General features: G+C 61.9%; 16 protein-coding genes. 13 read left to right on the top strand and 3 right to left on the bottom strand.

Annotated elements, in window-relative coordinates; genetic code table 11:
* The first annotated feature begins 40 nt into the window (after window positions 1-40).
* From sppA to ATY79_RS12460, 4 genes are all read left to right on the top strand, one after another.
* Window positions 41-991, top strand: a complete 951-nt coding sequence (gene sppA, locus ATY79_RS12445; RefSeq protein WP_088691185.1) for a signal peptide peptidase SppA — start codon at window positions 41-43, stop codon at window positions 989-991.
* A gap of 29 nt (window positions 992-1,020) precedes the next feature.
* Entirely contained in the window at window positions 1,021-1,320 is a 300-nt protein-coding gene (locus tag ATY79_RS12450; RefSeq protein WP_003544934.1) for an integration host factor subunit beta, read from the top strand.
* Between the two features lie 122 nt (window positions 1,321-1,442).
* Window positions 1,443-1,775: a LapA family protein gene (locus tag ATY79_RS12455; RefSeq protein ID WP_088691184.1), complete on the top strand. Its 333-nt coding sequence runs from the start codon at window positions 1,443-1,445 to the stop codon at window positions 1,773-1,775.
* A gap of 165 nt (window positions 1,776-1,940) precedes the next feature.
* Window positions 1,941-2,846: a S1C family serine protease gene (locus tag ATY79_RS12460; protein WP_088691183.1), complete on the top strand. Its 906-nt coding sequence runs from the start codon at window positions 1,941-1,943 to the stop codon at window positions 2,844-2,846.
* 16 nt (window positions 2,847-2,862) lie between these two features.
* Here the strand turns inward: ATY79_RS12460 and ATY79_RS12465 are convergent, their stop codons facing one another.
* Together ATY79_RS12465 and ATY79_RS12470 are read right to left on the bottom strand one after the other, a co-directional pair.
* Window positions 2,863-3,339, bottom strand: a complete 477-nt coding sequence (locus tag ATY79_RS12465) for a GNAT family N-acetyltransferase (protein ID WP_189638014.1) — start codon at window positions 3,337-3,339, stop codon at window positions 2,863-2,865.
* Window positions 3,340-3,348: 9 nt separating this feature from the next.
* Window positions 3,349-3,801, bottom strand: a complete 453-nt coding sequence (locus tag ATY79_RS12470) for a carbon monoxide dehydrogenase subunit G (protein WP_088691181.1) — start codon at window positions 3,799-3,801, stop codon at window positions 3,349-3,351.
* Between the two features lie 118 nt (window positions 3,802-3,919).
* Here ATY79_RS12470 and ATY79_RS12475 point away from each other — a divergent pair, with 118 nt between their 5' ends.
* From ATY79_RS12475 to ATY79_RS12495, 5 genes are all read left to right on the top strand, one after another.
* The gene (locus ATY79_RS12475) at window positions 3,920-5,020 is read left to right on the top strand and encodes a class I SAM-dependent methyltransferase (RefSeq protein ID WP_088691180.1); all 1,101 of its coding nucleotides are present in this window, start codon (window positions 3,920-3,922) and stop codon (window positions 5,018-5,020) included.
* Window positions 5,017-5,877: an RNA methyltransferase gene (locus tag ATY79_RS12480; protein ID WP_088691179.1), complete on the top strand. Its 861-nt coding sequence runs from the start codon at window positions 5,017-5,019 to the stop codon at window positions 5,875-5,877. The genes ATY79_RS12475 and ATY79_RS12480 overlap by 4 nt, the downstream gene beginning before the upstream one ends.
* Window positions 5,874-6,377, top strand: coding sequence for a signal peptidase II (gene lspA / locus ATY79_RS12485; protein ID WP_088691178.1), 504 nt, complete (start codon window positions 5,874-5,876; stop codon window positions 6,375-6,377). The genes ATY79_RS12480 and lspA overlap by 4 nt, the downstream gene beginning before the upstream one ends.
* A 55-nt stretch (window positions 6,378-6,432) precedes the next feature.
* On the top strand, window positions 6,433-8,700 hold the full coding sequence (locus ATY79_RS12490; RefSeq protein ID WP_088691177.1) for an ATP-binding protein: 2,268 nt from the start codon (window positions 6,433-6,435) through the stop codon (window positions 8,698-8,700).
* A 110-nt stretch (window positions 8,701-8,810) separates the two neighbouring features.
* On the top strand, window positions 8,811-9,686 hold the full coding sequence (locus ATY79_RS12495) for a GNAT family N-acetyltransferase (RefSeq protein ID WP_088704023.1): 876 nt from the start codon (window positions 8,811-8,813) through the stop codon (window positions 9,684-9,686).
* Window positions 9,687-9,741: 55 nt separating this feature from the next.
* On the opposite strand, the gene ATY79_RS12500 is transcribed toward ATY79_RS12495, so the two are convergent.
* Window positions 9,742-12,024, bottom strand: coding sequence for an NADP-dependent malic enzyme (locus ATY79_RS12500; protein WP_088704024.1), 2,283 nt, complete (start codon window positions 12,022-12,024; stop codon window positions 9,742-9,744).
* Between the two features lie 111 nt (window positions 12,025-12,135).
* Between ATY79_RS12500 and mutS the strand changes: the two genes are divergently transcribed.
* From mutS to murJ, 4 genes are all read left to right on the top strand, one after another.
* Window positions 12,136-14,868: a DNA mismatch repair protein MutS gene (gene mutS / locus ATY79_RS12505; RefSeq protein WP_088704025.1), complete on the top strand. Its 2,733-nt coding sequence runs from the start codon at window positions 12,136-12,138 to the stop codon at window positions 14,866-14,868.
* A gap of 3 nt (window positions 14,869-14,871) precedes the next feature.
* Window positions 14,872-15,147: a hypothetical protein gene (locus ATY79_RS12510; protein ID WP_088704026.1), complete on the top strand. Its 276-nt coding sequence runs from the start codon at window positions 14,872-14,874 to the stop codon at window positions 15,145-15,147.
* A 105-nt stretch (window positions 15,148-15,252) separates the two neighbouring features.
* Entirely contained in the window at window positions 15,253-18,162 is a 2,910-nt protein-coding gene (locus ATY79_RS12515) for a [protein-PII] uridylyltransferase (RefSeq protein ID WP_088704027.1), read from the top strand.
* Between the two features lie 10 nt (window positions 18,163-18,172).
* Window positions 18,173-19,753, top strand: a complete 1,581-nt coding sequence (murJ, locus tag ATY79_RS12520) for a murein biosynthesis integral membrane protein MurJ (protein ID WP_088691171.1) — start codon at window positions 18,173-18,175, stop codon at window positions 19,751-19,753.
* Window positions 19,754-19,770: the final 17 nt, after the last annotated feature.

Raw genomic sequence — 19,770 nt, forward strand, 5'->3', positions numbered from 1 at the left:
ATTTACGGGATCCCGCGTGTTCGCCATCCTGGAGGAATGAATGGACAGTTCGATGATCGCCGACCGCCGCAGGCTTCGCCGCAAGGTCGGTTTCTGGCGCGTCGTCGCGGTACTGCTGCTGGTGGTATTGGGATTCGCAGCCTACCGGTTATTCGTCGGCGACATCGCAACCAGCCGGCCGCACGTCGCCCATGTGACCATTTCCGGGTTGATTACCGATGATGACGAGCTGCTGGAACGGCTGAAGAAGATCGAGAAGAACGATGCGGTGAAGGCCGTGGTCGTCTCTATCTCCTCCCCGGGAGGTACGACCTATGGCGGCGAGCGGATCTTCAAGGCGATCCGCGCCATCGCCGCCAAGAAGCCTGTCGTATCCGACGTGCGCACGCTGGCCGCTTCCGCCGGCTACATGATCGCGACCGCCGGCGACATGATTATTGCCGGAGACAGCTCCATCACCGGCTCGATCGGGGTAATCTTCCAATACCCGCAGGTCAAGCCACTGCTCGACAAGATCGGCGTTTCACTGGAAGAAATCAAATCGTCACCGTTGAAGGCCGAACCCTCGCCGTTCCATCCGGCGAGCGAAGAGGCCAAGGCCATGATTAACAATATGATTGTCGACAGCTATGGCTGGTTCGTCGATCTCGTCGCCGAGCGGCGCAAGCTGCCGCGTGACGAGGTCCAAAAGCTTGCGGACGGCACGATTTTCACCGGCCGTCAGGCGCTCAAAGTCAAGCTGATCGACCAGATCGGCGGCGATGACGAGATCAGGGCCTACCTTGAGACACGCAAGGTCAGCAAGAGCCTGCCTGAGGTCGATTGGGACAGGAAGAGCAGCACGCCATTCCTGCTCGCAGACAGCGCGTCTCAGATCCTAACGCTGCTTGGTTACGACGATCTTGCCAAGGCTCGCGATCTCGGCGGAATCCTGCCTCAAAAGTTGCTCCTTGACGGGCTCCTTTCAGTTTGGCAGGTTGGCCACGACTGATAAGAAATCAATAATTTAAGGGGGCGAACGTGATCAAGTCCGAACTGGTGCAGATAGTTGCAGCCCGCAACCCGCATCTTTACCATCGCGACGTCGAAAATATCGTCAACGCGGTGCTCGACGAGATCACCGACGCACTCGCGGCGGGTAACCGCGTCGAGCTGCGCGGATTCGGTGCGTTCTCGGTAAAAAATCGCCCGTCCCGCTCCGGCCGCAACCCGCGCACCGGCGATACCGTTTTCGTCGAGGAGAAGTGGGTTCCCTTCTTCAAGACCGGCAAGGAGCTTCGCGAGCGCCTCAATCCGGGACAGGCTGACGAAGAGGATTGATCCCGCCCTCACGGCTGCGTGCGGCAAGACCGCACTTGAACTTGGCTCCCGGCCCACTATCCTGCTGACCAGATCAAAGCGACGCGCCAAAGATGGCGCGCGTTGAAATACGGAGACCGAGCATGGCGAAGAAGATCACCAACCTATTGATTTTTCTGCCACTCGGAATCATCCTCATCATCTTCTGCGTCGCCAACAGGCAGGTTGTGACGCTTGCCTTCAATCCATTCCTGCCGGAAGACCGGGTGCTCTCGCTGTCGGCACCGTTCTTTGTGTTCATCTTCATCGCGCTGATCATCGGCATGGTCGTTGGCTCGGCCGCCACCTGGCTAAACCAGGGCAAACACCGCAAGCGCGCTCGCAGCGAGGCCAAGGAAGCCGTTCGCTGGCAGGCAGAGGCGGGCCGCCATAAGACCCGCGCCGAGGAAATTGTCGGGCAGTTGCCGTCGCGGTGACGCGCTCGCCAGCGTACAAAGGCCAGAGCGCAGGCTGAATTTCCGAGGCGCAAGCACTTGCAGCCACAAGCCCACCTCCATAGCTATATGAGATAGGCCCCACTGCACGTCTGCCAGGCACAGTCGTTTCGCGACACACGCGCCGCGCCTTGCGAGGATGAGACCATGAATATCGACGAAATCCTGCGGTCAGTCGTGGCCGTTAGCTCCTCAATTCCGGAAGACGCCTTTACGGCCGGCACACTCGGCACACGCCGGGAAGGCAGCGGCGTCGTTATCAGGGAGTCTGGACTGGTCCTCACCATTGGCTATTTGATCACCGAGGCCGAGGAAGTGTGGCTGACCTCGCTTGACGGGCGTGTCATCGCAGCCCATCCGCTCGCCTATGACCAGGAGACCGGGTTCGGCCTGCTTCAGGCGCTGGGCGACCTCGGCCTGCCTGCATTGGAATTTGGCGACGGCACGGGAGCCAGCCTCGGCGACCCAGTCGTGCTGGCGGACGGCATCGGCCAGTTCGTGGAAGCCAGGATCGTGGCAAAGCAGGAGTTCGCTGGCTATTGGGAATATCTGCTTGAGGAGGCGATCTTCACGACACCCGCGCATCCCTCCTGGGGAGGCGCTGCACTCATTGACGCCGAGGGCAAGTTGCTTGGGATCGGCTCCCTGCGCCTGCAGATGAGCCAAAACGGCGAGGTTGCCGACATCAACATGATCGTGCCGATCAACCTGCTTCCGCCAATTCTCGACGATCTAATGACCCGCGGCCGCGTGAACAAGCCGCCGCGCCCGTGGCTCGGCGCCTTCTCCGCGGAAAGCAATGGCGATGTGGTCGTGATGAGCGTGGCCGAGGGAAGCCCGGCGGCTGACGCCGGTTTGCGGCGAGGCGACATCATTTCCGAAATCCGCGATGGCGAAGTCGATGGACTTGCCGATTTCTATCGCAAGGTCTGGAGCAGCGGCCCCGCAGGCGCGGAAATCCCGATGCGTGTACTGCGCGATGGCCGCGAGGCGTGGCTGCGCGTCAGGTCCGCCGATCGCAACGCCTTCCTCAAGAAACCGCAATTGCAGTAGAGTCGGCGAGGGTCGATTATCCACCCGGATAAAAGCTCATCTCTTCGTAATCGCCTTCCGCTGACGTGCCTGATCCCGTAGCGACGAACCCCTTGGAACGATAGAAGGCATTCGCGCGGCTGTTCTTCACCAGGCATTTCAAACGATACTTGTTGTGCGGCCAGTCCGGCAGCGCCGCGAGCAACGCGGCACCGGCACCCTGCCCTTGCCAGGATTTGCTGACATAGAGCATGTGAATGAAATCGTCCGGCGGCCACAGCGTCATGAAGCCCGCGGTCTCGCCATTCGGGGCCTCCGCGAGCCACAGGTGTTCGCCTTGCGTGTGTGCTTGGAAATCTTCGTGACGGAAGCTTAAGGGATCGACCCACACGAAGGTCTCGCGACGCACGGCCAGATAAATGTCGGCCAGAATTTCCAGGTCTGACGGACGTGGCGGTCTGATCGTCCACTTTACAGATTGCGGCTGCGTTTGGATGACGGAGAAATCTATCAATTCGGACCCTTACTCCGCGGCCTTGGCACTGACGGCGGCGTTGAAATTGGAGAAGAACTGCTGCGCCAGCTTCGCCGATGTCGAGTCGATCAATCGCGCTCCAAGTTGCGCGATCTTGCCCCCGACCTGGGCTTTTGCTTCGTACTGCAGGACCGTTTCGCCGCCGTCGTCCTTGAGCACGACATCAGCCCCGCCTTTGGCAAAGCCAGCGATACCGCCCTTGCCTTCGCCTGAGATCGTGTAGCTCTCCGGCACGTTGATATTGGAAAGCGTGACTTCGCCGTTGAAGGTCGCCGAAACGGGGCCGATCTTCACCTTAACCACCGCCGCCAACTCGGTCGGCGACTTCATCTCCAGGCTCTGACAGCCCGGAATGCACTGCCTCAATATCTCAGGATCATTCAGCGCGGCCCATACGACATCCCGCGGCGCCATAATCCGTTCTTCGCCGGTCAAGTCCATCCGAAATCCTCCCATTTCGACCTGGCTCAATTTATCACAGCCGGAAAGCGCTTTGCCAAGGTGAAACGGAATGCTATTTGCACGAGCTCTATCGAATTGAAGCACGCGGAAAATCACGTTGAGACAGAAAGAACGCCGGCCAGGCCAGAAATCCGCCGCCGGCCCCTCCGGCGGACGCCGCGCCGACGATCGCAGCCCGCGCCCGACAAAGCCCGCTGCAAAGCCTGCGCCGGCTCGCGAGAAGGCCCGCGAACCGGCGTCTGTGCCGACGGCGGTTGAGCGGCAGTTGATGGTGCGCACCGGAGAACGTCCGGCTGAGCGCATTCCCGTCATTCTCGAATCCCTTGGCGCGGGTGACTTCCATCTGATCGACAGCGGCAATGGCGAGAAGCTTGAACAATACGGCCCTTACCGGATCGTGCGCCCCGAAGGCCAGGCGCTGTGGCAGCCATCTCTGCCAAAGCAGGTCTGGGAAAAGGTCGACGCCGTCTTCACCGGCGATACCGACGAGGAAGGCACAGGGCGCTGGCGCTTTCCCAAGGAGGCACTCGGCGAGACCTGGCCGCTCAACCTGCTCGGCGTGGATTTCCTTGGCCGTTTTACCTCCTTCCGGCATGTCGGCGTCTTTCCCGAGCAGATCGTCCACTGGACCTGGATGAAGCAGCAGGTCGAGACCGCCGGGCGACCACTGAAGGTGCTGAACCTCTTCGGCTACACCGGCGTCGCCTCTCTCGTTGCGGCAGCGGCAGGCGCAGAGGTTACGCATGTCGATGCGTCGAAAAAGGCGATCGGCTGGGCGCGCGAAAACCAGGCCCTGAGCCGGCTGGAGAAGGCGCCGATTCGCTGGATCTGCGAAGACGCGATGAAGTTCATCCAGCGCGAGGAACGCCGCGGCAACAAATACGACATCATCCTCACAGATCCGCCGAAATTCGGCCGTGGGCCGAATGGCGAGGTCTGGCATCTCTTCGAGCATCTGCCTGTCATGCTCGACATCTGTCGCGAGATCCTCTCGCCGAAGGCAGTCGGGCTGGTGCTGACAGCCTATTCGATCCGCGCCAGCTTCTATTCGATCCATGAGCTGATGCGCGAGACGATGCGCGGCGCCGGCGGTGTCGTCGAGTCAGGCGAGCTGGTCATTCGCGAGGCCGGGATGGACGGCAAGGCGCCTGGCCGCGCGCTCTCCACATCCCTCTTCTCCCGCTGGGTGCCGAAATGAGCCATGAACACAAGGGCCACGGCCCGCATAAGGTCGGGCACGTGAAAGAGGTCACCTCGCTCGCCAATCCCATCATCAAGGACATCAAGGCGCTCAGCGACAAGAAGACGCGTGAGCAGAGCGGCACCTTCATGGCCGAAGGGCTGAAGCTGGTGATCGATGCCATCGAGCTCGGCTGGACGATCCGCACGCTGGTTTACGCCAAGGCAGCCAAGGGCAAGCCGCTCGTCGAACAGATGGCGGCAAGGACCGTCGCCTCGGGTGGACTGGTGCTCGAGGTTAGCGAGAAAGTGCTTTCCTCGATCACCCGCCGCGACAATCCGCAGATGGTGGTCGGTATCTTCGAGAGCCGCTGGAGACCATTGCGCGAGATCCATCCGAAACAGGGTGAAACCTGGATTGCGCTCGACCGCGTCCGCGACCCTGGCAATCTCGGCACGATCATTCGCACGGCCGACGCTGCCGGCGCTTCCGGCGTCATCCTCGTCGGTGAGACGACCGATCCGTTCTCGCTCGAAACCGTGCGCGCCACCATGGGCTCGGTGTTTGCCGTTCCCGTTGCGCGCGCCACGGCGGACGAATTTATTGCCTGGAAGAACCGCGCCGGCGTTTCCGTCGTCGCCACGCATCTGGCCGGGTCAGTCGACTACCGGACGATTGACTACAAGAAGAAGCCAGTGGTCATCCTGATGGGCAACGAGCAATCCGGTCTGCCGGAGCATCTTGCCAAGGAAGCCGACGCGCTTGCCCGCATTCCGCAGCAGGGCCGCGCCGACTCGCTCAATCTGGCCGTCGCCAGCGCCGTCATGCTGTTTGAGGCACGCCGCCATCTCCTCTCACTCGACGAGGCCAAATGACCGAACAGACGCTAGAACGACCGACCCTGTTTGCCCGGCCGCTGCCGATCCTGATCTTCATCGTCATTGCCGTCGTGCTCGACCAGATCGTCAAGATCGTCGTCGACCACATGCTGCCGCTGCAGGAACCGGTGCACCTGATGCCGATGCTGGCGCTTTACCGGACCTACAATCTTGGCGTCGCCTTTTCGATGCTCGAGGGCATGGACGGCTGGTTCATCGTCGGCATGCGCCTGATCATCGTTGCTTTCGTCATCTGGCTCTGGCATCGCACCGGCAAGCAACGGACCTTTGCTCATCTCGGCTATGCGCTGATCATCGCCGGCGCGCTCGGCAACCTGATCGATCGCTTCCTCTACGGGCATGTGATCGACTACATCCTGTTTCATACCGAGACATGGTCGTTTGCCGTCTTCAACCTGGCTGACAGTTTCATCACGATCGGCGCGGGATGCGTGATTCTGGACGAGCTGATACAACCTAAAAACGCAAACCGCTAAAATCTTAGCGGTTTGCTGAAGGCATTTGGAACCGCCGCAATGCTATCACGGGACCATGCACGGTCTCGGTCAATTGCACGAAAGACTTGCCGCCGCGTTCCGGTGGCATACCGCTCATCGCAACGGCGAGCGGGTTTCGAATGCTGTTGCGCCCCAAACCGCGGTCGTTTCGCCATTCCAGCGTGATCGCGTCGGCCGCACGTTGCTGTCATGGTGGTTGGGCGGCCTTGGCGTTGTTGCCGGCTCTGTCCTTGTTGCCATGGCCGAGGCGGGCAACCCGCTGTTGCTGTCGATCGGCCTAGGCTTTGCCGCATTGTCTTTTGTCGTCCTTCTCGCAGTCCTTTCGACCGCGAGGCAGAGCCCCGCGCGGAAGCATCAGAGCGGCGTCTCATCCGCATGGAGCCAGGGGGCAGCTCTCTTCGCCGATATCCATGATGCGCTTGGCGACATTACTGTCACCCGCAACATGGACCGGCGTATCGTCGGCGCCAACGAGGTATTTCGTCGGCTGACCGGCAGGCTCAATCCGGAGGGACTGACTTGTGAGGAGATCGGGATTGCCTTTCGTCCCGGCCCTGCACCGCATCGCTTCGAAGTGGAGATCTCGACGCCCGAAGGTCAGCGTATCTACTTCTGGCGTGACGTCGTTACCCGCGATCCTGGCGATGGACGATTGTTGCTGCAGAGCATCGCCCGCGACGTCACCGAAGAGCGGCTGACGGCACAGGCTCGCGAGGAGGCTCGGCAAAAGGCCGAGTATAACAGCGCGGCCAAGTCACGCCTGCTTGCCACAGTCAGCCATGAAATCCGCACGCCGCTTTCCGGCATCCTCGGCATGACGCATCTCTTGACCGAAACCCGACAGACGCAGGAACAGCAGAATTATCTCACCGGCATCCGCCAATCCGGCTATGCATTGACACAGCTGGTCGAGGACCTGCTCGACTTCTCGACCATCGAGGTCGGTCGCTTTCAGCTGCGGCCGCGGGCCGAATCGCTGCGAAAGCTTCTTGAGAGCGTCGTCGAAATGCTCTCCCACCGTGCCCATGACAAGGGTATCGAGATCGGTGCCACTGTTTCCTCCAACCTGCCTGAACTGATGAGCTTCGATCCTGCGCGCCTGCGTCAGGTGCTGTTCAACGTGATCGGCAACGCCGTGAAATTCACCCAGGCAGGCGGTGTTTTCGTGCGAGCCTCGCTGGAGGCCAGCGACGTCCTGATCAGCGTCAACGATACCGGTCCGGGTATGACTCGGGAAGAACAGAACCGCGTCTTCGGTGAGTTCGAGCAAGGCGGAACGCCGATCGAAAGGAGTGCTGGGACGGGCCTAGGTCTGTCCATCTCCGCGCGTATCATGCGTGAGTTCGGCGGTTCCCTTGCGGTCGCCAGCGAAAAAGGAACAGGTAGCGAATTCATCATTCGGTTTCCGATCGACATACCGGAGGAAAGCCGCGGCAGCCGCAATGGCGTGCTTGCCGGCAGCCTCGTGCTGCTGCTGGCTCCTGCCGGCGCGGCGCGCATGGCGATATCGGAGACGATCGCAACACTCGGCGGCGATTGCCATCTGGTCACAGATGGCGCAAGCGCACACGAGATGCTGCTCGCCATGGCCGCAAGCGGCCGCCGCCCAACCGACATTATCGTCGATCACCGCATGTCGGCGGAGTTTGCCGACCACCTCGCCGACCGGGCCGAGATCGCGGCATTGGGCCTGCGCAAGACCTTTCTGGTCAACCCCGAGGAGCGCAACGCCCACCCGCTCGACCTGTTCGACGCCTGGCTGATACGGCCGCTGCGCGAGCAGTCGCTGATCGACGTCCTGCGTGGACGGATGCGCGGCATGGAGAAGCGCGATGCGCTGAACGACAACCAGCCCGGGTTTAGCGTTGCCATCCCTGACGCCGGAATCCAGAGCGGGCTGCGGATCCTTTTGGCGGAAGACGATCCGATCAACGCGATGCTCATTCGCGCGATGCTCGAAAAAGCCGGCCACACCGTCGAGCATGTCGAACATTTCGAAACGCTCCTCGACCGTGCGCTGTCTGAGGGAAGCGTGCGCCCCGATATCGTCATCAGCGACCTTTCCATGCCCGGGGGCGACGGCATCGATATGCTTGGCCGGCTACGCGGCCATGAACGGCGGCTCGATGTTCCACCCGTCCCGATCATCGTACTGACGGCCGACAAGCGCGACGAATCCCGTAGACAAGTCTTGCTGAATGGTGCAAACCGCGTCATGGTAAAGCCGGTTGACCCGATAAGGTTGCTGACGGAAGTCCAAGCTGTTGCTGCGCTTTCGGCCCGCCGCGCGGAGGCGCGGTAGCCATCAAACAACCGGCACGCTTCTTGCGTGTGACCGGGTATATGATGTCACTTTCCTGTCGCATATAAGTGTTTTATGGCGTGTCAAAAGCCGGCAACGGGAGAATCGCCATGTCAGTAGACGCCCTCAACTGTGACGTCGTCGCCGAGGTTCATCGGCCGTCGAGCACGCTTGCGCCAAAGGACGGCGATATCCTCGGCCGCATCGGCAATCTCGAGACCCGGCTTGCCCGCACAGCCAGCGAGATCGATGCCGCCCAGGCTGTTCGCTTCCGGGTTTTCGTCGAAGAAATGGGTGCGCAGCTTTCACCGGAAGCCATGCGCCGCAAACGTGATTTCGATTCCTACGACGCATTCTGCGACCACCTCCTGGTGCTCGATCGCTCGATCGAGGGCGACAGCGAGGATCAGATCGTCGGCACCTATCGCCTGCTGCGACAGGAAGTCGCGATGGCGAATGGTGGCTTTTACTCGGCTTCGGAATTCGCGATCGACGAACTCATTGCCCGCCATCCGGATAAGCGGTTCATGGAGCTCGGTCGCTCGTGCGTGCTGCCCGACTACCGCACCAAGCGCACCGTCGAACTTTTGTGGCAGGGCAATTGGGCGTATGCGCTGAAGCATGGCATGAGCGCCATGTTCGGCTGCGCCTCCTTCCCCGGCATCCACCCGGAAAGCCACGCGCTAGCGCTGTCATTCCTGCATCATAACGTTGCCGCCAAGGATGAGTGGGCCGTTGCCGCCCTTCCGCACCTGGCACGCGACATGGATTTGATGCCGGTTGAAGCGGTCAATCCGAAGCGAGCTTTGATGGCGTTGCCGCCGCTGATCAAGGGCTATCTCCGCCTCGGCGCCATGGTCGGCTCGACGGCCGTCGTCGACAAGGCCTTCAACACGACGGATGTTCTGATCGTTTTGCCGATCGCCAGCATTTCCGATCGCTACCTGAACTATTACGGCGCTGACGCTGGACGGTTCGCGAGCTGATTTTTTCCACCGATGGAAGGATGGAGCGGGAGGACACCTCCCGCTCATTTCCATTTCATGATCCGGCGTAGGCGGCGATTGCGGCCATGTTGACGATGTCGGAATCCTTCGCGCCCATCGAAGTGATCTGAACCGCCTTGTCGAGGCCGACGAGGATCGGGCCGATAACCGTCGAACCGCCGAGCTCCTGCAGCATCTTCGTTGAGATCGAGGCCGAGTGGAAGGCCGGCATGACCAGGACGTTCGCCGGTCCCGACAGGCGGCAGAACGGATACTGCTCCATCACCTTGCGGTTCAGTGCCACGTCGGCCGCCATCTCGCCGTCATACTCGAAATCGACGCGGCGCTTGTCGAGGATCTTTACGGCTTCGCGCACGCGCTCGGAGCGCTCGCCCGAGGGATGGCCGAAGGTCGAATAGGCAAGCATGGCAACACGCGGTTGATAACCCATGCGGCGCGCGAAACCCGCAGCTTCGACGGCGATATCGGCGAGCTCGGCGGCCGATGGCATATCGTGGACGGCGGTATCGGCGACAAAGACGGTGCGGCCGCGGCAGAGCGCAACCGAAACGCCGATTACCTGATGCCCCGGCTTCATGTCGATGCAGCGGCGCACATCTTCGAGCGCCGTTGAATAGTTGCGAGTGATGCCCGTCACCATCCCGTCGGCGTCGCCAAGCGCCACCATGCAGGCAGCGAAGTGGTTGCGGTCCTGATGGATCAGGCGCTGGGCATCGCGGTGCAGGTAACCTTTGCGCTGCAGGCGCGCATAGAGGTAGTCGATATAGGTCTCGACGCGGGTGGAAATGCGTGCGTTGACGATTTCCAGTCCCGGCCGATTGAGATCGATGCCGGCGCGCTCGGCGGTCGCACGAATCAGGTCTTCGCGGCCGAGAAGGATCGCGGTGCCGAGCTGCTGGTTGGCGTAGGACATTGCCGCACGCATGACCTGCTCTTCTTCGGCTTCGGCAAAGACCACCCGCTTCGGGCGGCGGCGAACGCGTTCGTAGAGGCTCGCCAGCGTCGAGGCGATGGGATCTCGGCGGCCGGAAAGTTCGCGGGCATAGGCAGCCATGTCGGCGATCGGTTTGCGGGCGACGCCGCTGTCAATCGCAGCCTGCGCTACGGCAACCGGGATTGCAGAGATCAGGCGCGGATCGAACGGTACCGGAATGATATATTGCGCGCCGAAGCGCGGACGGTTGCCCTGGTAGGCGGCAACGACGTCATCAGGCACGTCCTCGCGGGCCAGGTTTGCCAGCGCCTGGACTGCAGCGATCTTCATGGCGTCATTGATGGTGGTGGCTCGAACATCCAGCGCGCCGCGGAAGATATAGGGAAAACCGAGAACGTTGTTGACCTGGTTCGGATAGTCGGATCGGCCCGTTGCCATAATGGCGTCGTCGCGGATGCGGGCGACCTCTTCCGGCGTGATCTCAGGATCGGGATTGGCCATCGCAAAGATGATCGGTCGGTCGGCCATCGAGCGGATCATTTTTTCCGAGAAGGCGCCCTTCTGCGAGAGGCCAAGGACCACGTCCGCGCCCTTCATGGCTTCCTCGAGCGTGCGCGCCTTGGTCTTGACCGCATGCGCCGACTTCCACTGGTTCATGCCTTCGGTGCGGCCCTGGTAGATCACACCCTTGGTATCGCAAAGGACGATATTCTCGGGCGCGAAGCCCATTGCCTTGATGAGTTCGACGCAGGCGATCGCTGCTGCGCCTGCACCATTGCAGACGAGTTTCGTCGTCTTCAGGTGGCGGCCGGTCAATTCCAGCGCATTGATGAGACCGGCGGCAGCAATGATCGCCGTGCCGTGCTGGTCGTCATGGAAAACCGGAATGTCCATCAGCTCGCGCAAGCGCTGCTCGATGATGAAGCAGTCCGGCGCCTTGATATCCTCAAGATTGATGCCGCCAAAGGAAGGACCGAGGAAGCGGACGCAGTTGATGAATTCATCGACGTTTTCGGTATCGACTTCGAGATCGATGGAATCGACGTCGGCGAAGCGCTTGAAGAGCACCGACTTGCCCTCCATGACAGGCTTGGAGGCCAATGCGCCGAGATTGCCGAGACCAAGGATCGCCGTGCCATTGGAGATGACCGCGACCATGTTGCCGCGTGTCGTATAATCATAGGCGGTAGCGGGATCGGCGGCGATTGCCTTCACCGGAACTGCAACGCCCGGCGAATAGGCGAGCGACAGATCGCGCTGCGTCGCCATCGGCTTCGTGGCGTTGATCTCCAGCTTTCCGGGCCGCCCCATGGCGTGGAACTCAAGAGCCTCGTTGTCGGTCACTGATGTAACCGGCCGCTGCTTCTTCTCGGTATCGGGCATTTTTCCTCCAACGTCTTGTGGGTGACGCCTTGCTCTTCCTCAATCGCGGTTGTCATCTATAGCTGTGGGCAGCTAGGGTTGGCACCTCTTTTTTGGAAAAAATGCATCTCCGTGAACGAACGAATAGACACTGGAATAGAAGCCTTTTCGGCTGCCGAGCTGGCCACGGAAGAAAGCCGCGCCTCGGCGACACCGATGATGGAGCAATTCATCGAGATCAAGGCGAACAACCCTGACTCGCTGCTGTTCTATCGCATGGGCGATTTCTACGAACTGTTCTTCGAGGATGCGCTGGACGCTTCGCGCGCGCTCGGCATCACGCTGACCAAGCGCGGCCAGCATATGGGGCAGGATATTCCGATGTGCGGCGTGCCTGTTCATGCGGCCGACGACTATCTGCAGAAACTGATCGCGCTCGGCTTCCGGGTTGCCGTCTGCGAGCAGGTCGAGGACCCGGCAGAAGCCAAGAAGCGCGGCTCCAAGTCGGTCGTAAAGCGCGACGTCATCCGCCTGGTGACCCCGGGCACGATCACCGAGGAAAAGCTGCTTTCGCCATCGGAATCGAACTATCTGATGGCGCTTACCCGGATTCGCGGCAGCGCCGAACCGGTGCTGGCGCTTGCCTGGATCGACATTTCGACCGGGGTTTTCCGGCTGGCCGAGACCGAAAACTCGCGACTGCTTGCCGATATCCTGCGCATCGATCCGCGCGAACTGATCGTGCCGGATACGATCTTTCACGATCCTGACCTGAAGCCTGTTTTCGACGTGCTCGGCCGCACCGCCGTTCCGCAGCCGGCCGTGCTCTTTGACAGCGCCACCGCCGAAGGGCGGATCGCACGCTATTTCAATGTCTCGACACTCGATGGCTTTGGCACCTTCTCGCGCGCCGAGCTTGCTGCTGCGGCGGCGGCCGTCGCCTATGTCGAGAAAACGCAGATCGCCGAACGCCCGCCACTCGGACGACCGGAGCGTGAAAGCGGCGCCTCCACCCTGTTCATCGATCCGGCGACCCGCGCCAACCTCGAACTTGCCCGCACGCTGTCAGGCGACCGCAACGGCTCGCTGCTGAAGGCAATCGACCGCACCGTCACCGGTGGCGGAGCACGATTGCTCGCCGAACGGCTGATGTCGCCGCTGACCGATCCCGTCCGCATCAATGAGCGGCTGGATTCGATTGGCTTCCTGATGGAGGAGCCGTCGCTTTGCGGCGACTTGCGCCACCACCTCAAGCATGTGCCAGATATGCCGCGCGCGCTCTCGCGCCTGGCGCTCGACCGCGGCGGGCCACGCGACCTCGCCGCCATCCGCCAAGGTCTGAATGCCGCGGGCGATCTCGCCCGGCTGCTTGCTGAAGCGCTGCTGCCCGAAGAGCTGCAGCTTGCGCTTTTAAGCCTCCAGGCCCTCCCCTCCGGCCTCTCAGCACTGCTGTCCGAGACGCTTGGCGACGAGTTGCCGCTATTGAAGCGCGACGGCGGCTTCCTGCGGGACGGCGCCAATGCCGAACTCGACGAGGTCAGGGCGCTGCGTGATCAATCGCGTCGCGTCATTGCCGGCCTGCAGCTGCAATATGCCGAGGAAACCGGCATCAAATCGCTGAAGATCAAGCACAACAACATCCTCGGCTATTTCATCGAGGTCACTGCCGGCAATGCCGGACCGATGACCGACACGCCGGAGGCAAAAGGCCGCTTCATTCACCGCCAGACGATGGCGAACGCGATGCGGTTTACCACGACCGAGCTTGCCGACCTGGAAAGCCGGATCGCCAACGCCGCCGACAAGGCGCTTGCGATCGAACTGGCGGCCTTCGACCACATGACATCAGCCGTCGTCGCCGAGGCCGAGGCAATCAAGGCAGGCGCCCGCGCGCTCGCGGTCATCGACGTTGCCGCCGGCCTTGCGCTTCTGGCCGACGAACAGGCCTATTGCCGGCCGCTCGTCGATGGCTCGAAGATGTTTGCGATCGAAGGTGGACGCCACCCTGTCGTCGAGCAGGCGCTGCGGCGGCAATCTTCTGGCCCCTTCGTCGCCAACAACTGCGATCTCTCGCCGGTCTCCGACGGCAAGGATGGCGCGATCTGGCTGCTGACCGGCCCGAACATGGGCGGCAAATCGACCTTCCTGCGCCAAAACGCGCTGATTGCCATCCTCGCACAGATGGGTTCCTTCGTGCCGGCGATCTCCGCCCATATCGGCATTGTCGACCGGCTGTTCTCGCGTGTCGGTGCCTCCGACGATCTCGCACGCGGCCGCTCGACCTTCATGGTCGAGATGGTCGAAACGGCAGCGATCCTCAACCAGGCTACAGACCGCTCGCTCGTCATCCTCGACGAAATCGGTCGCGGCACCGCGACCTTCGATGGTCTCTCCATCGCTTGGGCAGCCGTCGAGCACCTGCATGAGGCGAACCGCTGCCGAGGCCTCTTCGCCACTCACTTCCATGAGCTGACGGTGCTTTCGGAAAAGCTTGCGCGGCTATCGAACGCCACGATGCGCGTAAAGGAATGGGACGGCGACGTGATCTTCCTGCACGAGGTCGGCCCCGGTGCTGCGGATCGCTCCTACGGCATCCAGGTCGCCCGGCTTGCCGGCCTGCCGGCCTCGGTGGTGGCGCGCGCCCGCGACGTGCTGACGCGTCTTGAAGATGCCGACCGCAAGAACCCGGCGAGCCAGCTCATCGACGATCTGCCGCTGTTCCAGGTGGCGGTGCGTCGCGACGACGCCAGCCGTGGCCCCTCGAAGGTGGAGGAAGCGCTGAAAGGCATGAGCCTCGACGACATGACCCCGCGCGAGGCAATGGATGCGCTCTACGACCTCAAGAAGAAGCTGAAGCAGGGCTGACCGATGTTCATGGACCGGCTGTTCAACGAAACCCAGAGGCTTGCGGCGATCTTCAGCGCGCTTGAAGCGCTACGGCTTGCGGACGAGCGCGGCACGCCGCGCGGCTGGGCCTCGCCCTTCGGCCTGCTGCAGATCATCCGCTGCTGCGCCAGGATTCTGGAGCTATCGTCTTGCGTCGCCAAAGCCGGCTACCGCGAGTGCGACCAAGAGACGCTGGAAGAAATCGCCAGCGAGACACGTCAGGTGCTCTATTCCGTGCAGGCACAGATCGCTGCCTGATTGCCTGATGCCCACGGTTTCACGCGCGACAACACCTTTTCGCCAAAATTAAGGGTTCTGCAGTAGGAAAGCCCGTGTCATCGGCGGGCAAAGAGGCTATAGCGCATGCAGACGAAACGAGAGGTGCAGCAGGAAGCGGCTGCGCCGCGTAAACAGGAAGCCGCCCCGCGCATGGCGACGACGAACGAAATCGATTTCTCCGATATCCTCGACACCGACTATCTCCTGAAGATGTGCGACGCCATGGCAGAGGCCAACAAGACGCGGCCCGACGTCATGCGATCGGATCTGCTGGCGACCCTCAAGAAGGCGAGCAGCGAAGGCCGGCAGAAGGCGCGCGAGCTGCTTTCGGCCGATGGCAGCGGCATCAATTGCGCCCGGCGGATTTCGTGGCTGCAGGACCAGATTACGACGGTTCTCTACGAGTTCGTCTGCGCCCATGTCTTCCCGAAACAGAAGGACAAGTTCGCCGTCACGGCCGTCGGCGGCTATGGCCGCGACACGCTGGCGCCGGGCTCCGACATCGACCTCCTGTTCCTGTTCCAGCCGAAGCCTGCCGAGGAAACGCACAAGGCGGTCGAATTCATGCTCTACGTCCTCTGGGACATGGGCTTCAAGGTCGGCCACGCGACACGCACGATTGAAGAATGCATCGCGCTGTCGAAATCAGACATGACCATCCGTACCGCGATCCTTGAAATGCGCTACATCTGCGGCCTGCGCTCGCTGGGGACGCAGCTTGAGACGCGTTTTGACAAGGAGATCGTCACCGGCACCGGGCCAGAATTCATCGCCGCCAAGCTTGCCGAGCGCGACGAGCGCCACCGCAAGGCCGGTGACACGCGCTATCTCGTTGAGCCCAACGTCAAGGAAGGCAAGGGCGGCCTGCGCGACCTGCATACGCTCTTCTGGATCTCGAAATACTACTACCATGTCCGCGACACGGCTGAGCTCGTGCCGCTGGGCGTTCTCTCGAAGCACGAATACCACGTCTTCCAGAAGGCCGACGACTTCCTCTGGGCGGTGCGCTGCCACATGCATTTCCTGACCGGAAAAGCCGAAGAGCGGCTGTCCTTCGATATCCAGCGCGAGATCGCCGAGGCGCTCGGATATCACTCGCGTCCCGGCCTTTCGGCCGTCGAGCGCTTCATGAAGCACTACTTCCTCGTCGCCAAGGACGTCGGCGACCTGACGCGCATTCTCTGCGCGGCGCTCGAGGACCAGCAGGCGAAATCGACGCCGGGTCTGACCGGCGTCATCAGCCGCTTTGCAAACCGCAGCCGCAAGATCGCCGGCAGCACCGAATTCGTCGAGGATCGCGGCCGTATCGCGCTCGCAAGCCCCGATGTATTCAAGAATGATCCGGTCAGTATCATCCGCCTGTTCCATGTCGCCGACATCAATGGGCTGGAATTCCATCCGGACGCACTGAAGCGCGTGACCCGCTCGCTCAGCCTGATCGACAACAATCTGCGCGAGAACGACGAGGCAAATCGCCTCTTCATGTCGATCCTGACCTCGAAGCGCGATCCGGCGCTGATCCTGCGGCGCATGAACGAGGCCGGCGTGCTCGGGCGCTTCATCCCCGAGTTCGGCAAGATCGTCGCGATGATGCAGTTCAACATGTACCACCACTATACGGTGGACGAGCATCTGATCCGCACTGTCGAGGTGCTGTCGGAGATCGACAAGGGCAAGGCCGACGACCTGCACCCGCTCGCGAACAAGCTGATGCCCGGCATCGAAGACCGCGAGGCTCTCTATGTCGCCGTGCTGCTGCACGACATCGCCAAGGGCCGCCAGGAGGACCACTCGATTGCCGGCGCCCGCGTCGCTCGCAAGCTGTGCACCCGTTTCGGCCTGTCGCAGAAGCAGACCGAAATGGTCGTCTGGCTGATTGAAGAACATCTGGCGATGTCGATGGTCGCACAGACGCGCGATCTTACCGACCGCAAGACGATCACCGACTTTGCCGATGTGGTGCAATCACTCGACCGGTTGAAGATGTTGCTGATCCTGACGATCTGCGACATCCGCGCCGTCGGTCCCGGTGTCTGGAACGGCTGGAAAGGCCAGTTGCTGCGCACGCTCTATTATGAAACGGAACTGCTGCTTGCCGGCGGCTTCTCGGAGGTTTCGCGCAAGGAGCGCGCCAACTTCGCGGCCGAAGCGCTCTACAACGCGCTCTCCGACTGGAGCCAGAAGGACCGCAAGATCTACAGCAAGCTGCACTATCAGCCCTACCTGCTCTCCGTTCCTCTGGAAGACCAGGTCCGGCATGCAGGCTTTATCCGACAGGCGGACAAGGCCGGCCAGGCATTGGCGACGATGGTTCGCACCGACAGCTTCCACGCGATCACCGAGATCACCGTGTTGTCGCCTGACCATCCGCGCCTTCTGGCCGTCATCGCCGGCGCTTGTGCCGCGGCGGGCGCCAACATCGTCGACGCGCAGATCTTCACGACCTCGGATGGCCGTGCACTTGATACGATCCATGTCAGCCGCGAGTTCAAGGACGATGCCGACGAGCTGCGCCGTGCCGGCACCATCGGGCGGATGATCGAGGACGTGCTTTCCGGCCGCAAGCGGCTGCCCGAAGTGATTGCGACGCGGACCAAGAACCGCAAGAAGAGCAAGGCCTTCGTCATCCCGCCGTCGGTCAACATCTCCAACAGCCTGTCAAACAAGTTCACCGTTATCGAGGTCGAATGCCTCGACCGACCGGGCCTGTTGTCGGAAATCACCGCGGTTCTTTCGGACCTGTCGCTCGACATTCAGTCGGCCCGCATCACCACTTTCGGCGAGAAGGTCATCGATACCTTCTACGTGACCGACCTCGTCGGCCAGAAAATCTCGGGCGACAGCAAGCGCTCGAACATCACCGCGCGCCTGAAGGCCGTGATGGCCGAGGAGCAGGACGAGCTGCGCGAGCGCATGCCCTCCGGCATCATCGCGCCGCCGACCACGGCCCGCGCCGCGACGCAGACAGAAAAGAAGGCGGATTCGCCCGCATGAGCCAAAACGTATGAGCCTCGTCAGAAAATTCGCCACCGTCGGCGGCGCCACGCTTGGCAGCCGTATCTTCGGATTCGCCCGTGAAACGCTGATGGCGGCAGCCCTCGGCACCGGTCCGATGGCCGACGTCTTCTATGCTGCCTTCCGCTTTCCAAACCTGTTCCGCCGGCTCTTTGCCGAAGGTGCGTTCAACGCCGCCTTCGTGCCGCTGTTTGCCAAGGAGATCGAGGCGAACGGCACGGATGGCGCCAAGCGCTTCTCCGAAGAGGTCTTCGGCGTGCTATTTTCGGTGCTGCTGCTCATCTCCATCGTGATGGAGCTTTGCATGCCGCTGCTCGTGCGCTTCGTCATCGCGCCGGGCTTTGCCAACGATGCGGAGAAATTCTCGATCACCGTGCGCATGGCGGCGGTGATGTTCCCCTATCTCATGTGCATGTCGCTGACGGCGATGATGAGCGGGATGCTGAATTCGCTGCATCATTTCTTCGCGGCGGCCATAGCGCCGGTTTTCCTCAACGTGGTGATGATCGGGGCGCTGTTTTATGCGCTCTATACCGGCGCGGAACCGCTTCAGACCGCCTGGTATCTCTCCTGGGGCGTGCTGGTTGCGGGCATCCTGCAGCTCGTCGTCGTCTATGTCGGCGTCCTGCATGCCGGCATGAGCATCGGTTTTCGCTTTCCCCGCATCACGCCGAACGTCAAGCGCCTGCTGATCCTGGCGGTGCCTGCTGCCGTCACCGGCGGCATTACCCAGATCAATCAGATGATCGGCCAGGCAATTGCCTCCTCACGCGAAGGCGCGATCGCCGCACTTCAATATGCGGACCGCATCTACCAGCTGCCGCTCGGCGTCGTCGGCGTTGCTGTTGGCGTGGTGCTGCTGCCGGAACTGGCGCGGGCGCTGAAGGGCGGCAATCTGCGCGAGGCGGCGAACTTGCAGAACCGGTCGATGGAATTCGTGCTGTTCCTGACAATACCGGCCGCCTTTGCGCTCTGGATCCTCTCCGACGAGATCATCCGCGTGCTCTACGAACGCGGCGCCTTCCATCAGGAAAACACCGCGATCGTCGGCTCCATCCTCGCCGTTTATGGCGTCGGTCTCCCTGCCTTCGTGCTGATCAAGGCACTGCAACCGGGATTTTACGCGCGCGAAGACACCAAGACGCCGATGCGCTTTTCGGCGATTGCCGTTGGCGTCAACTGCGCGACGGCATTGACGCTCTTCCCGTTCCTCGGCGCTCCCGGCATTGCGGTTGCGGAAGCAACGGCCGGCTGGATCAGCACCGTCCTACTCTTCACGACGCTGCTCCGCCGCGGTCATCTGACGTGGGAATGGGCGCTGGCGCGACGCGCAGCATTGCTCGTCGTCTCCGCTGGTGTCATGGGCGGCGTAATAATGTACCTGCAGCACCGCTGGGAACCGTGGCTCGCCTCAACTGCGCATCTGACGACCAAGGTCGGCACGCTCGGTCTGCTGATCGTCATCGCCATGGCTGTCTACTTCGCGACCGCGTTCCTGATCGGCGGCGCAAGCCTCGGCATGATCCGGCGCAACCTGAACCGCAAGCCGGTCGCAAAGGTGGACGGCTAGTTAGCGGTCCGGCGCAG

The sequence above is a fragment of the Rhizobium sp. R693 genome, assembly GCF_002211315.1.
Taxonomy (GTDB): domain Bacteria; phylum Pseudomonadota; class Alphaproteobacteria; order Rhizobiales; family Rhizobiaceae; genus Rhizobium.